13 protein-coding genes are annotated in these 14971 nt (G+C 58.0%); 7 read left to right on the forward strand and 6 right to left on the reverse strand.

The features are described from left to right. Positions 1 to 58: 58 nt before the first annotated feature. The gene (locus ACR0JB_RS08560) at positions 59 to 1090 is read right to left on the reverse strand and encodes a LacI family DNA-binding transcriptional regulator (protein ID WP_480789833.1); all 1032 of its coding nucleotides are present in this window, start codon (positions 1088 to 1090) and stop codon (positions 59 to 61) included. 239 nt (positions 1091 to 1329) lie between these two features. Here ACR0JB_RS08560 and ACR0JB_RS08565 point away from each other — a divergent pair, with 239 nt between their 5' ends. From ACR0JB_RS08565 to ACR0JB_RS08580, 4 genes are all read left to right on the forward strand, one after another. Continuing rightward, entirely contained in the window at positions 1330 to 3516 is a 2187-nt protein-coding gene (locus ACR0JB_RS08565) for a DUF1989 domain-containing protein (protein ID WP_480789834.1), read from the forward strand. Between the two features lie 35 nt (positions 3517 to 3551). Next, entirely contained in the window at positions 3552 to 4520 is a 969-nt protein-coding gene (locus tag ACR0JB_RS08570) for an ABC transporter substrate-binding protein (RefSeq protein ID WP_480789835.1), read from the forward strand. A 63-nt stretch (positions 4521 to 4583) separates the two neighbouring features. Continuing rightward, positions 4584 to 5633, forward strand: a complete 1050-nt coding sequence (locus ACR0JB_RS08575; RefSeq protein ID WP_170349965.1) for a quaternary amine ABC transporter ATP-binding protein — start codon at positions 4584 to 4586, stop codon at positions 5631 to 5633. Positions 5634 to 5643: 10 nt separating this feature from the next. Then, complete coding sequence (locus tag ACR0JB_RS08580) at positions 5644 to 7161, forward strand: ABC transporter permease (protein WP_170349964.1); 1518 nt, start codon at positions 5644 to 5646, stop codon at positions 7159 to 7161. Between the two features lie 59 nt (positions 7162 to 7220). On the opposite strand, the gene ACR0JB_RS08585 is transcribed toward ACR0JB_RS08580, so the two are convergent. The 5 genes from ACR0JB_RS08585 to ACR0JB_RS08605 form a co-directional block, all read right to left on the reverse strand. Next, positions 7221 to 7742 (reverse strand): hypothetical protein, encoded by a 522-nt coding sequence (locus ACR0JB_RS08585; RefSeq protein WP_254437248.1) that lies wholly within the window; start codon positions 7740 to 7742, stop codon positions 7221 to 7223. 147 nt (positions 7743 to 7889) lie between these two features. Further along, positions 7890 to 8453 (reverse strand): TetR/AcrR family transcriptional regulator, encoded by a 564-nt coding sequence (locus ACR0JB_RS08590; protein ID WP_170577822.1) that lies wholly within the window; start codon positions 8451 to 8453, stop codon positions 7890 to 7892. A gap of 116 nt (positions 8454 to 8569) precedes the next feature. Further along, complete coding sequence (locus ACR0JB_RS08595; protein WP_170376984.1) at positions 8570 to 9238, reverse strand: cupin domain-containing protein; 669 nt, start codon at positions 9236 to 9238, stop codon at positions 8570 to 8572. A gap of 38 nt (positions 9239 to 9276) precedes the next feature. Continuing rightward, positions 9277 to 9897 carry a glutathione S-transferase family protein gene (locus ACR0JB_RS08600; protein ID WP_170394855.1) on the reverse strand — a complete coding sequence of 207 codons (621 nt, stop codon included), beginning with the start codon at positions 9895 to 9897 and terminating at the stop codon, positions 9277 to 9279. Positions 9898 to 10017: 120 nt separating this feature from the next. Further along, positions 10018 to 10905, reverse strand: coding sequence for a LysR family transcriptional regulator (locus ACR0JB_RS08605; RefSeq protein ID WP_480789836.1), 888 nt, complete (start codon positions 10903 to 10905; stop codon positions 10018 to 10020). A 126-nt stretch (positions 10906 to 11031) separates the two neighbouring features. Between ACR0JB_RS08605 and ACR0JB_RS08610 the strand changes: the two genes are divergently transcribed. The 3 genes from ACR0JB_RS08610 (at position 11032) to cysK (ending at position 14936) form a co-directional block, all read left to right on the forward strand. Further along, complete coding sequence (locus tag ACR0JB_RS08610) at positions 11032 to 11655, forward strand: glutathione S-transferase family protein (RefSeq protein WP_170394860.1); 624 nt, start codon at positions 11032 to 11034, stop codon at positions 11653 to 11655. 64 nt (positions 11656 to 11719) lie between these two features. Beyond that, positions 11720 to 13777, forward strand: coding sequence for an FAD-binding oxidoreductase (locus ACR0JB_RS08615; protein ID WP_170505987.1), 2058 nt, complete (start codon positions 11720 to 11722; stop codon positions 13775 to 13777). Positions 13778 to 13856: 79 nt separating this feature from the next. Beyond that, entirely contained in the window at positions 13857 to 14936 is a 1080-nt protein-coding gene (gene cysK / locus ACR0JB_RS08620; RefSeq protein WP_170505984.1) for a cysteine synthase A, read from the forward strand. Positions 14937 to 14971: the final 35 nt, after the last annotated feature.

The raw sequence follows: 14971 nt of genomic DNA on the forward strand, positions 1-14971 counted from the left end.
TAATGAGCCAACGGTTATGAGGATCATGCCGTACCTGTATGAAACGGGAACTTGGTTTTCAGGACGTCAAATGGGACGGGTTCGGAATGGCTGACCGCCGTTCGATCAGCTGACCGTCAAGCCGTTCGGCACTGGGTCTTTCCTGATCCGAAATCCAGCGTGCGAGGGCAACGGCGGCTTTCTCGCCCATTTGAGACACCGGCAAATGCACTGTGGTGATGGCAGGCACTGCGACAGCAGAACTGGGCAGATCGTCGACCCCAACCAGAGAGATATCGTCGGGCACGCGGACATCCTCGGCCTGAAGACCGAACAAAACCCCCAAGGCAACGACATCTGACAGGCACAAAATGGCGTCCGGTTTTTGAGCCTGTCCGCAGATGAGTTTGGCACTTTCCGCGCCGCCACGATGGCTGATCTGGGTCTCGTAGCAGGTTAGCTTTCCGTCCCAGGGCAGGTCCTGCAGCCCGGAAAGTCGTGCGCGTGTTCGGTCATTATCATGCACCGGGCCGTGTACAACAGCTATGTGGCGATGCCCAAGGTCGGCAAGATGCTGCAGGGCAAGTTGAGCCACCGCCTCGTTGTCATACCCGATGGTCGGCAGAGGGTTTGTTGCGTCATAAAAGGATGTGATGATCGTCGGCAGCATCGTCCGATCGATCAAGTAGTGCAGTGCGTCGCTGTGGGTGGCACCTGTGATAATCAGACCTTCGGCTCCGATATCAACAAGGCTTTGCGCTTTCTCGGCTTCGATTTCGAGGTCCGAGTTCGTTGTCGCAACGACAAGGGACAATTGGTGTTCGGACAGCTCACGCTCTAGCGCGGCAAGGAACCGGGCAAAGATCGCGTTGTCCAGCGTTGGCACCAAAGCTCCGACAAATCGGGTGCGGCCGGAATTGATCGCCCGTGCGGCGGCGCTGGGTACGAATTTCAACGCGTCAATGGCAGCCTGGACTTTCTCAAGCGTGTCTTTCTTCACCACGCCTGGTTCATTGAGAACCCGAGACACCGTTGCGACCGATACACCCGCCGCTTTGGCCACGTCTCTGAGATTTGCGCGTTTTTTGGGTTCAGGGCTTCTTGGCTTCACCGTTTTCTGGGTCCGTTTCTGCGGTCGTATAAGAAAGTGTTGACATATGTAACTAGTTTCAGCAACCTCTGTAACTAGTTACATTTTGGCTATCTGGCTGCACCATGCACGGATCTTCAGTCTTACATACGTTCGCGAATACGGGGTTTAACGGCCTTGGCCGGCGGTTTCCGGGCTTTCCGAAAATCTCTGATGCGCGTACGCATATCTTGGCCCCGCGCGAGGCGGTGCAACTGAAAATGTCCGCTGGGGATTTGCTGTCGATAGAAGGGGTTGGCCCGGCGCAACCTCTGGATTTGACGGCATTTGACGAGGTTGGGCAACCAATGTTGGCAACCTTGGGGCTTACGGCAAACGGACAGATCGCAGCGGCCGACTTTGATAGTGCCCGATTTTCAGGATGGATTGCTGCGCAGGGCGGGGGGGAACCGGTTCCCGGACACAGGTTGGATCAAGTGATCGATCCAGTGATTCTGCGCGCCGACACGTCTGTTACGGTCTGGGTGATCCGTCCCAATGAGCGTTTGGGGTTGATCGGAGGTGCAGGGGCCGGATGCGTTACGGTTCAACACAAATCATCCGCTGCACAGGACCCGCACCTGCCACCTTTGCTGGGTGATACACGGGATGAATTCACAGTACCGCGGGGCAGGGCAGTTGCCTATGAACTGAAGGCAGGAGAATTTGTTCAGATCATCGACGTCGAAGGCCAGCAGTGTTCAGATTTCATGGCGCTGCGCGCTGATGGGTTGGATTGTGGTGACGAATGGATGATCGACTCGACCGCCACCCGCTCGATGGTGCGTCGTGCATTCCCGGGGCCCGGGTTGCTGGACAAATTTTTTGATCGCGAGATGCGTCCGCTGTTGAATGTCATACAGGATACCTGCGGGCGGCATGACACTTTCGGTCTGGCTTGCACCGCACGCGGGTATGAGGAGCGGGGGTTTCCCGGTCATCTGAATTGTTCCGACAACATGTCGAATGCCTTGGCCCCGTATGGCGTCGCACGGCGTGCGGCCTGGCCGGCCATCAATTTCTTTTGGAACACATGGATCGATCCGGCGACCCATCACATCCAGACCGAAGAATCCCATTCTCGTCCTGGGGACTATGTCGCGATGCGCGCGATCGAGGATCTGGTCTGTGTCTCAACCGCCTGCCCGGATGACATTGATCCGATTAATGGTTGGAATCCGACAGATGTGCATGTGCGCATCTATCGCCCCGAAACACCGATCCGCCGCGCGGTGGCCTATCGCGAAAAGGAAGATGCCCCGATGTCGATCAGTCAGGAATCCGCGTTTCACGACCGGCTCGCTCCGCTGACCCAGCATTTCGCACCGGCGCGCGATCTGTGGGCGCCGGTCAGCTATCCCGCCCATGGCACGCTGGGAGAATATTGGGCCTGCCGTCAGGCGGTGACGGTTCAGGATATGAGTGGGCTGCGCAAATTCGACATTATCGGCCCGGATGCCGAGGCGCTGTTGCAGCTGGCAACCACGCGAAACGTGGCCAAGTTGCCGGTGTGGCGCGGGTCTTACACTTTGATGTGTGACGAAAGCGGGGCTGTCATTGATGACGGTACGTTATTCCGCCTCGCGCCCGAGATTTTCCGCTGGTGCTGTGGCTCGGAAGAAAGTGGGCGCGTGTTGCAGACGCTGGCGGATGAACACGGTTTGCAAGTGCGCGTGCATGCATTGCGCGGTGCGATGCCGAACCTGGCAATCCAGGGTCCGAAATCGCGCGACCTGTTGCGCAAGATCGCCTTTACGCAACCTCATGTGCCCGGGCTGGATCACCTGAAATGGTTTGGCGTCACCGTCGCCCGTCTGCGCGATCGCGAGGGCGCGCCGTTCATGCTGTCGCGCTCAGGCTATACCGGAGAACTGGGGTATGAGGTCTTCTGCTCCAAATCCGATGCAGTCGCAATCTGGGACGCGGTGATGGAAGCGGGTGAGGAATTCGGGATCACGCCAATGGGTTCGGCCGCGCTGGACGTTATCCGGATCGAGGCCGGTCTGGCCGCCGCCAACGCCGAATTCGCGCCGGGTGTCGATGCATTCGAAGCGGGGTTGGGTTTTGCCGTCGACCTGACCAAATCCGACTTTACCGGCAAGGCTGCGCTGGAACGCAATGCGCGCGAACCGCGCCGGGTATTCAAGGGGCTGCTGATTGGCTGCGATGATGTACCCGCCCACGGTGCCCCTGTCTTTGCAGGCGAGCGGCAGGTGGGTGTGGTCACTTCGGCCACCCGCTCACCGATGTTGGAACACGCCATCGCGATGGCGCGGCTTTCGGTCGAACACGCAAAAAATTGCACCGAACTTGAGATCGGACAGCTTGATGGGCGGATGAAGCGCCTGTGTGCCACTGTCTCGGACATTCCATTCATAGACCCGCAACGCAAGCGGGCGCGCGCTTGATGGCGCATGCAACTCAACGCAACGGGAGAAGACATATGAGGAAACTAGCATTCACGGCAACCTTGACCATGATCTTGGGCGCAACAACGGCAATGGCGCAGGAGAAGGTCATGGTGGGTGAACCCAGCTGGCCCGGAGCCAAAATCATGAGCCGGGTAATCGGTCAGGTCATCGAAACCCGTTTGGGCGGCGAAGTCGGATATGCTCCTGGTGCCAACGCGGTGATCTTTGCCGCCATGGATGGCGGGCGCGGCGATATCGACGTACACCCGGACGTCTGGTTGCCGAACCAGTCTTCGTTCACCGATGAGTACGTTGATCAGAAGGGTACTGTTGGACTGTCTTCGGGCAGCTACGAAGGTCGCGCCGGGATTTGCGTGCCGAACTACATGGTCGAAGATCACAACATCAAATCCATCTACGATCTGGCCACCCCAATGGCGCAGGAGCTGTTCGATTCAGACGGTGACGGGCTGGGCGAGGTCTGGGTCGGCGCGTCCGGCTGGGCGTCGACCAACACGTTCAAGGTGCGGGTACGGGACTACGGCATCGAAACCTTCCTGACACCCACCACCGAAGACGAAACCGTGTTTTATTCGCGTCTGAAGGATCAGATCGACCAACAGAAAGGGGCCGCGTTTTACTGCTATGCGCCGCATTATGTGCATGCCCTCTATGACGTAACCATTCTGGAAGAGCCCGAGCATGACGCGGCCACCTATAAGATGGTGCAGCCGGATCAGGATGCCGACTGGTACAACAAATCCCATGTCAGCACCGGCGAGCCGGTTAAAACCGTGACCGTGGCGCATTCGAAGTCTTTGGAACAGCGCAATCCCGCGGCTGCCTCTTTTCTGGCCAATATCGACATGGACGCAGCCCAGCTTAGCGGATTGACTTACGAGGTCGTGGTCAAGGGCCGCGAGATTGACGAGGTCGTGGCCGAATGGATCGCCGGGAATGGTGATACCGTCGATGGTTGGCTTGGTCTGAAAACAAACTAAAGCCGTCGCGCCCCCGGTGTTTCGGGGGCGCCCTGTAACACTCTCAACAGCGGTGGGGTCAGTATGACAGCGGATATCGCAATTGACGCAAAAGGCGTGTGGAAAGTATTCGGCGCGCGCTCGCAGGAGGCTTTGAAAGCCATCCACAGCGAAGGGCTGAGCAAGGCCGAAGTGCTGGACCGCTTCAACTGCGTTGTTGGCGTGGCCGATGCCAGTTTCGAAATTGAGCGTGGGGAGCTGTTCTGTGTCATGGGCCTGTCTGGTTCGGGCAAATCGACCCTCGTGCGCCATGTAAACCGACTGCTCGAGCCAACGGATGGTCATATCTATCTGGATGGCGATGACGTGATGGGCCTGAATGACGAAGGATTGCGCGATTTACGCAACCGGCGTGTTGCCATGGTGTTCCAAAACTTCGGCCTGATGCCGCACCGCACCGTGCGTGACAACGTGGCGATGCCGTTGGAAATACGTGGCACCGGCAAAGCCCGCCGCTGGGAAGAGGCGGACCGGGTGTTGGAGCTGGTCGAACTGAACGGATGGGAAGACAAATACGCCCATGAGCTTTCGGGTGGCATGCAGCAGCGTGTGGGCCTTGCCCGCGCCATTGCAGCCGATCCGGAAATCCTGTTGATGGATGAGCCATTCTCGGCCCTCGATCCGCTGATCCGCAAGCAGTTGCAGGACCAGTTCATGGACCTCAGCCACAAGCTGAATAAAACGACGATGTTTATCACCCACGATCTGGACGAGGCCATTCGCATCGGCCACCGCATCGCGATTATGAAAGACGGGCGTATCGTGCAGATTGGTACGCCGGAAGAGATCATCCTCAACCCCGCCGACGATTATGTTGCCGATTTCGTTGCCGGTATATCTAAGCTCAACATGATCTTCGCCCATTCGGTGATGAAACCGGTGGACGAATTCGAGGCCCATCATGGCGAGGTGCCGGAGGATGCAAAGGAAGCGCATCCCGAGATGGATTTGTCCGATCTGATGAACCTTTGCGTCGACGGCCACGGTGTCGTCGCGGTCACGCAGGATGGCAACACGGTCGGGGTGATTAACCGCGCGGGTCTGATCCGCGCCATTCAGGACAGCCAGGCATAAGGGGACCGATATGAAACATGTTGATGTGCAACAGATCCAACCGGAAACCGCTGATCGGCTGAACGGGCTGATCGCCGATTTCGTGGGGCAGGGGCAGGAATACTACCAAAAAACCTTTGCCTATATGATGCAGGCGCCCGGCTATCGGTTCACGCTGAACAAGGCCGCAGCGATCCTGGGGCCGATCTGGTTTGGCGCGCGTGGGTTGTGGTCGTGGTTTCTGGGCTTTCTGGTGCTGGAAACACTGGCCTATATCCAGATCGGGCTGGGGCTGTTCGGTGATCTTGGTCGCGAGTTCCGTGAACGCGCAGCCCAGATCGAACAGACGCTGGAACTGCGCCGCCAACAGATTGCCGCCGCCGAACAATCCGGCTCCGCCACGTTGGAGTCGTTGAAACGTGCGGCGGAATCGCTTGAGGGCGCGTTGGTCGGGGCCCAAGAGGCCGCGCGCAGTGCGGATTCCACCGGTGTCGCTTATCTGATGGTTGGAATTGTGCTGTTGCTGGCGGTCAAGTTTCTGGCTGCGTCGCTGGCCAACTGGACGCTTGAGGGTCAGTTTGCGCGCTGGCGCTCGGACACAAGTGTCGCAAATGGCTGGTCGACCCCCCGGATGGTTGTGGCCGCGGCATTGACGGGCATTGTCGTTGTGCTGTCGATGATCAAATTTGCGCAGCCTGACGCTTTGGCGGTGCTGAAGACGTTCCCGACCAATCGCGACTGGCGGCTAAATGTGGGCGACGGGGTGCAGGCGGTTTTTGAATGGACCAAGACCGCCGGGCGCGGCTTCTTCGACGGCCTGACCTATGGCATGCGCACCCTGCTGGACTGGATTGAGGTGGTGCTTGTTGATACGCCCTGGCCGGTGGTGGCTCTGGTGATCATCATGCTGGCCTACCTGTCCGCCGGTGCGCGCGTGGCAATCTTTACCGGGGCGGCGCTGGCCTATCTTGGGCTTTTGGATTTCTGGGAAAAGGCGATGACCACGATTGCCTTGCTGGGCGCAGCGGCGTTGATTTCGATCACGCTGGGCATCCCGCTGGGTATTTATTGCGCCCGCCGTCCACGTGCCTTTGCCATCGTGCGGCCCATTCTGGATTTCATGCAGTCGATGCCATCCTTTGTCTACCTGATTCCCGTGGTGGCTTTCATCGGGTCAGGCAAACCAGCAGGCGTCGTGGCCACGATGATTTTCGGTAGTCCCCCGGTGATCCGTTTCACCGTTCTGGGTTTGCAGCAGGTGCCGGAAACGGTGCGCGAGGCTGCGCTCGCCTTTGGGGCCACGCCGCGTTACCTACTGTGGCGGGTGGATCTGCCGCTGGCGCATAAGACCATCATGGCAGGCGTCAACCAGACCATCCTGATGTCGCTGGCTATGGTCGTTGTTGCCTCGCTGATCGGTGCTAAGGGTCTGGGGGAAGACGTGCTGGAAGCGTTGCAGTACGCGGCGGCAGGTCAGGGTATTCTGGCCGGGCTGGCGATCCTGTTCTGTGCGCTGATCCTGGATCGGATCGTGGCCGGTAAAAAGTAGAGATCTACCGCGATCCAAAGCTGTCTGGCCGGGGGCTGCCCCCGGCCAACGCATCCCGGTTACGACCAGCGTTCGATCAGGCGAATGGCCCAGACCAGCACGATGCCATAGATCACATGCCCGACTAGCGCGACCCATGTGATACCGGTGAAATTCAAGAAGAACGGCAAACCGGCGATGGTCGTGATACCGCCAATGGCAAATACCCAAAGCCCAAAACCGTAGACTGCTGATCCCACAAATATGTGGCGGCCTTTGAACAGCGTCGCCCAAACCGGGTTGAAGACGTAGAGCCAGCCAATCGGATAACCGATCAGGCCAACCAGATAGAAGTGAACGAAATACCCGGCGAAATCGCCATTGGGCAGGCCCAGTGTTCCGAGCAGGCTGCGCGCAAGCCCGTGCGGAGACAAATTGGCAAACCCCAATGACGGGCTGATCAGCTGCCCCCACAGATCAAACGCATTGGACGCGAAGAAACCTGAAATGAACATCATACCCAAAAGCGGGATGTTGAATCGTGGGAACAGACCCGTCGAAGAATGCGCAGTTTCTGACATCGCCATGGGATGACCTTTCATGCCGGTTGCGTTGCTTTGTGCCTTTAAAATTGTGAAACGGCGGCTGAATTCAACGAATTGAAAGAGCTTTCACGCACAGGTGACAAAGCGAAGAATATTGAAACAAACCTGTGGGGATGGCCCGCTATCCGCGGCGTGCGGCTCGCCTCAGCAGCGGGATTTCAAAACGTCCACGACCGCATCAAAGGCCTGTACATCCTGTTCGGCGCGGGCGGTCAAAAGCGCCCCCTCAAGTACGGCCAGGGTGGCGCGGGCCTCGGCCGCTGGATTTGTCACGCCTGTGATTGACTGGTCTTGCAGGCCCAGTTCAAAGATCGCTTCGATCTGCTTGATCACCATGGCGCGGAAGGCTTTGATCTTTTCAATCACCTCGTCTGACAGGCTTTCAAGGCTGCTGATCAGCGAAACGCACAGGCACAGGGTTTTGCCATCGTTGAGAGCATTTCGGTACAGCCCGATCAAGGCCTGCAATCGTTGCGACGCGGTGTCATGGGCGGCCTCGGCTTTGCGGCATTCGGCCTCAAAGGTCGAGTGGTAGCGATCCATCAAAGCAGCCGACAGGGCGGCCTTAGTGGGAAAGTGATAATGGATCGAAGCCTTGCGAATACCCACCGCATCAGCCAGATCGGCATAGCTGAACCCATCGAACCCGCGCGCGCGGGCGGCATGTTCGGCAACATCCAGCAAGGCGGTTTTGGTATCGGTCGCCATCTGTGTTCAATCCCTTTCCGAGCTATTCAAAGGCAGCGGTGTTCCCCCTGCCTTTGACACCCTCAAAGCAGTACCGGCCCGGCCCCTAAAATGCCAGAGGGATCGCGTTTCACGTGCTAGACCGCCGGAGCCTTGGCAAAGGGCAAATGCCCGGTTTTCATCCAGACTTTTGCGCCATGGGAACCCGCGGTGGCTGAAAGGGCCTGGCCTTCGGGCAGGCGCAACCAGCCATCTTTGGTCAGGTCATCACCGCCGGTGGTGATGGACCCGTCAATGACCAAAAGCTCGATGCCGCCAGCGGCGTCAGAGTTGAGAACCGCGCCCGGATCAAGATGACTGTAGGTGACGATCTCACGGTCATCCTTGTGCAGCGTGGCGGTTGACACGCCATTTACCGGGGCAGCCAGTTCATCCGCCATGGTCTTGCGGAACTGGGTGCGGTCGTCCAGATCGAACTGCCATAGCTTGACGAAGATGGTGCAACCGGGTTCCGATCCGGGCGTATGCGCCGAGGTTGGCGGATTGCGCACATAGGTTCCTGCGGGGAAGTCACCGTGTTCGTCCTGAAATACACCATCGAGTACGATGAACTCTTCACCGCCAGTGTGAGTATGAGCTGAAAACTTGCTGCCCGGCGCGTACCGCACGATGGTGGTGGCGCGGGCAACTTCGCCGCCGATCCGGTCCAGCATGCGCCGGTCCACACCCTTCATGGGCGAGGCCTGCCACTCAAGTTGATCAGAGTGAACGACGACGCGGGATGAGAAATCCGAGTTGAGTTCCATTGATAGTATTCCTTTCGACTTCAGTGGCAGGGGCTGGTTCAGGCCGCGATGGACGGGCGCGTCGCCATTTTTGCACGCCATGCCTTTAGATGGGTCAGGTTTTCCGGGATGTCGACCTTGGCGAAGTCGGCAAAGGCCAATCCGGCGAAGGCCGTGATGTCGGCCACTGAGAAAGTGTCGCCAGCAAGATATTCATTCTCGGCGAGAACTGAATCCAGATAAGCCATGGTTTGCCCGGCCACCTCTTTCTGTTTCAAGCCCCATTCAGCACATTGATAGGTTTCAAGATCCGGTCCAAGGCCGGGGGTGGCGTGGTGGAAATATGTGCCGACCGCGTTCAGCAGACCGTTTTCCGCCCGCAGGTTCATCATCGAGATTTGTGCGCGTTCCTTGGCCGTTTCCCCAGTCAGCGATGGGCCGTCGAATGTCGCATCAATGTATTCGGTGATCGCGTTGCACTGCGCGATATGTGTGCCATCGGGCAACTCCAGGCAGGGAACTGCGGCGTCAGGGTTTTTAGCTTTGAATTCAGGGGTGCGGTGCTCACCGCCCATCACGTCCACCGGAATGAACTCAACTTTGTCAGATGCGCCCTTTTCAGCCAAGGCGATGCGGACGCGGGTTGGGTTTGGAAACCCTTCGATATCATGGATTTTCATAGGTGCGATTCCTTTGGAAGTATTATCAATGGGAATCTACCTATCAGAAGGTAGATAATTTTGCAACCATGATTCAGCCCCCACATCTTGCGGTTAGAAATATTCGAAGGCGTTGGGGCTTTAAGCCCCGCGTAACTGTTTCACCAGAAAGTCGATTAACGCTCGAATCCGAGCGGTCAGGTGGCGGTTTTGCGGATAGGCTGCGTAGAGTCCCAGCGATATTGCCTCTTGTGCTTCAAACAGCAATTGCAGACGGCCCGTGTCCAAAAAGGGCTGTGCCGTGTACAAGGGAATCCGGCCAATCCCCAGCCCGTCCGCTGCCATATGCACCACAGCACGAGGGGAATTTGCGCGAAAGTTTCCGGATACAGAAACTACGTATTCGCCGTCCGATCCCTTGAAAGCCCAATTGTCGATCATGTTGCCGGTGGTCTGTAGTAGACAGTTGTGGGTGGATAAGGCGGCGGGCTCTTGCGGCGTCCCATGTTGCGCCAGATATTCGGGCGACACACAGCAGACAATACGCATGTCCGTCAGCTTGCGCGCCACAAGGTTGGAATCCTTCAGTGCGCCAAAGCGAATGGCAAGGTCATACCCTTCTTCGACCATCGAGACGTGATGGTCAGACAGGTGCAATTCGATCGTGACTTTCGGATGTTCGGTTTGGAACGGTTTCAGCAGATGTATCAGTTCGGCCGAGCCAAACCCGGTTGGCGCGGTGATCCGTATACGCCCCGCCAATTCGGTCTGGCGTTTCTGGACCAGCCCTTCCAATTCATCAAACTGGTCCAGCAGTGAAAGGCAACGCTCGTAATAGGACCGTCCGGTATCGGTCAGGGTGACGCTGCGGGTGGTGCGGTTGAACAATTGCGCGTTCAGGCGGTCCTCAAGCTGACCGACATATTTGCTGGCCAGCTTGGTGCTGATGCCGATCTGTTTTGCGCCTTCGGTAAACGAAGAATGTGCCGCCACCGCCGCAAAGGTGCGCATGCCTTGGATCGTGTCCATTGTCTACACTGTGTTCATAGTAATTCTCTAAATGCGTATATTATCGCCCCTGATAAAGCAATCTAAGTTTGGCGCGTAGATGCTGACCCTCAGCCGAACCCCTTCAATCAGAGAAAGAGCTTTCAAATGTCCAACGCAATCCGAATTCACAGTTTCCCCTTGTCCGGCCATGCCCATCGTGCCGTCCTGTTTGCCAGCATTGCCGGTATTAATCACGACGTCATCGATGTGGACCTGGCTGGTGGTGAGCATAAGCGCGAGCCGTTTTTGGCGATGAACCCCGCGGGGCAGGTACCGGTGCTTGAAGATGGTGATGTGGTCATCACCGACAGCAACGCCATTCTGGTTTATCTGGCGCGCAAATATGCACCGTCCTATCTGCCTGCGGACCCAGTGCATGAGGCCGAAGTGCAGAAGTTTCTGACCCTCGCAGCTGGTGAGATCGCCTTTGGCCCCGCCGCTGCGCGTTTGATCAATGTTTTCAAAGCGCCCTTGAACAAGGACTTTACCCACGCCACCGCGGCAAAGGTTCTTGCCAAGCTGGATGCGCATCTTGAAGGCCGCGAGTGGCTGGTTGGGGATGCCCCAACAATCGCGGATGTCGCCATCTACAGCTACACCGCGCATGCGCCTGAAGGTGACGTTTCGCTTGAACCTTACGCAAACGTGCGCCGCCTTCTGGCCAATGTCGAGGCGCTGGACGGCTTTGTCCCGATGCCTCGCACCGCGGTTGGTCTGAACGCGGCCTGATCCACCCCTTGGCCAGCTGCGCATTTGTGGCTGGTCAATCCGCCCCTGACATTTGAGGTCTGCCATGAACGCCCCGACCGCATCAGATACATCGCCTTTCCACGCAGGTGAACGGGATATGCAATCCCGCATCGGCAAACGGGAAAAGATGGAGGCAGTTGGCCGAAACTACATCCGCCCCTACATGCCCGATCAGCATCGAGAGTTCTTTGGCAAGCTGCCTTTTCTTGTAGTGGGCAGCGTCGATCCTGATGGTTGGCCCTGGGCGTCGATGATCTCGGGTCGGCCGGGGTTTATCCATTCACCGCATGACCGTCGGCTTGATGTTGACGTCCAGCCTCTGCCAGACGACCCGGTGCGAACGGCGCTGAAGCCCGGCGCGCCCATCGGTGTCGTCGGGGTCGAACTTTCCACGCGGCGCCGTAACCGTATGAATGCCACCGTTGGGCGGATCGAAAATGGCGGTTTCTCTCTGGATGTGGTGCAGTCTTTCGGGAATTGTCCGCAGTACATCCAGACCCATGATGTTACCTTTGTCCGAGAGCCGGACGCCAACGTCGCCCGCTCTGTCGATCGGCTACTTGAGCTGGACCCAAGAGCCCGGGACATGATCGCGACGGCCAATTCGTTTTATGTCGCCAGCCACGCCAACACCCCCGACCATACGGGCGTTGACGTTTCACATCGGGGCGGGCGGTCGGGGTTTGTGCGGGTTGAAGGCAACAGCCTGTTGGTTCCTGATTTTGCAGGCAATAATTTCTTCAACACGCTGGGCAACTTCCTCGTAAATCCGAGGGCGGGCCTAGTATTTCCGGATTATCAGACCGGCGATGTGCTGATGCTGACTGGGACGGTTGAGGTGCTGTCAGAAGACCATCCCGATATCGCGGGCTTCCATGGTGCAAGCCGGGGTTGGTGGTTTCATCTGGATCACGGCCTACGCCTTCATGACGCGCTGCCGTTCCGAGCTGAATTTCTGGAGTTTTCGCCCAACAGTCTGATGGCGGATGACTGGCAAACAGCCGAGGCCCGGCAAGAGGCCGAAGCACTGCGCCGTCAGTGGCGAACCCTGCGGGTGGCTGCTGTTCAGGATGAAAGCGACGTGATCCGGTCATTCATCTTCGAGGCCACGGATGACCTGCCTCTGTTGCCGTTTGAAGCAGGTCAGTTTCTGACACTTCGCACTAGCCCCGATGGCACGGCGCCGGCAACGCGGACCTACACGGTATCCTCAGCGCCCGGCGATGCCGGGTATCGGATTTCCGTCAAGCGCGAACCGGGTGGCGTGATGTCAAACCATTTGCACGAAACACTGTCGGTCGGTGATCTGGTCGAGGTCAAAGCCCCGAAAGGTCAGTTTTTTCTGGATGCGTCTGAAACCCGGCCTGCTGTGCTGTTTGCGGGCGGGGTCGGTATCACACCGATGATGTCGATGACCCGCCACGTGATGCACGAAGGCGCGCGAACCCGCCACACGCGCAACCTGACCATTTTTCACGCCGCGCAAACCGTGGGACAGCGGGCTTTTCACAGTGACCTGCAACAGGCTGCGGCCGAGGGCGGCGGAAAGATCCGTTATGTCTCGGTTGTCTCACAGCCCGAAGAAGGCACCCGCGTGGGGGTGGATTTTGACGCCAAAGGCTACATCACACCCGAACTGATCCAAGATACGTTGCCGCTGGATGACTACGACTTCTTTCTTTGTGGCCCTGCCCCTTTCATGCAAGCGATCTATGACATGCTGCGTGGTCTTGGCGTGCGGGATGACCGTATTTATGCCGAAGCCTTTGGCCCTGCCGCATTGGCGCGGCGCGTCGACGAGAACGCCGTCGCGTTCCAGCCCGAGCCTGAGGCTGAGGTAGCCAATGTGGAATTCAAAGCCAGCAATCAAAAGGTGCATTGGGTGCAAGGCGACCCGACCCTGCTGGAGGTGGCCGAGGCGCAGGGATTGACACCAACCTTTTCCTGCCGTTCAGGATCATGCGGCAGCTGTCTAACCCACAAGATCGCCGGTCAAGTCGCCTATCGCACCGAACCATCAGCGGATCATTCAAAAGACGAGGTGCTGATCTGTTGCGCCGTACCCGCCAAGGGGTCGGACACGGTTGTGCTGGATATCTGAGGTGAAAGGTTTTCGGGACATTGTCGTAAGCGCCGGGTAAACAGGTCTGATGAAACGCGCGACCATGTAAGGAAACCCAATGACTGATGCCAAACTCAGAACCACATCGGGCAATGGCCGGATCTTTGACAGTGTACTCGACACGATCGGAAACACCCCCACGATCCGCATCAACAATCTGGGACCCGAAGCCGTCAACCTGTTCGTGAAATTCGAGGCGTTCAACCCCGCCGGATCGGTCAAGGATCGTCTTGCCGTCAATATCATCGAAGCCGCAGAACGCAGCGGTGCCCTGAAACCCGGCCAGACGGTTGTTGAGGCCACCAGTGGCAATACCGGCATCGGTCTTGCGATGGTCTGCGCGCAAAAGGGTTATCCGCTGGTTGTGACCATGGCCGAAAGCTTCTCGACCGAGCGGCGGCGCTTGATGCGTATGCTGGGTGCAAAGGTTGTTCTGACGCCAAAGGCGGAAAAAGGCTTTGGCATGTACCGCAAGGCTGTTGAACTGGCCGAGGAACACGGCTGGTTTCTGGCGCGTCAGTTCGAAACCCAGGCCAATGCTGAGATCCACGCCGCAACAACCGCGCGGGAAATACTGGGGGATTTCAATGGCGAAAGGCTGGACTATTTCGTGACTGGCTATGGCACCGGCGGCACGGTCACCGGAGTGTCGCGGGTTTTGCGCGCTGAGAGTCCTGAGACCAAAATTATCCTGACCGAACCGGCCAATGCGCAGTTGGTGGGCAGCGGCGTCGCGACCGAACGTGGTAAGGACAGCGATCCAGTTTCAAGCCACCCCGCGTTCGAGCCACATGTCATTCAGGGCTGGACGCCAGACTTTATTCCCGCAGTTTTGCAGGAATCCATCGACAACCGCTATTTTGATGAGCTGATCCCGGTGGCCGGTCCGACAGGGGTTGAATGGGCGCAGAAGTTGGCCAGCCAAGAGGGTATCCTGACCGGCATATCCGGTGGCGCGACCTTTGCCGTCGCAATGCAGATTGCTGAACAGGCCGAGCCCGGCGCGTCGGTCCTGTGCATGCTGCCTGACACGGGTGAGCGGTATCTGAGTACACCCCTGTTCGACGGGTTCCCGGTTGAGATGACAGAAGAAGAGACTGCGATCTCACGCTCGACACCCGGATATCACACCGGCTGACGATAAAGCGATTCTTGCCTAGTACCCCCTGTAAC

It is taken from the genome of Ruegeria sp. BI7, from assembly GCF_056537925.1.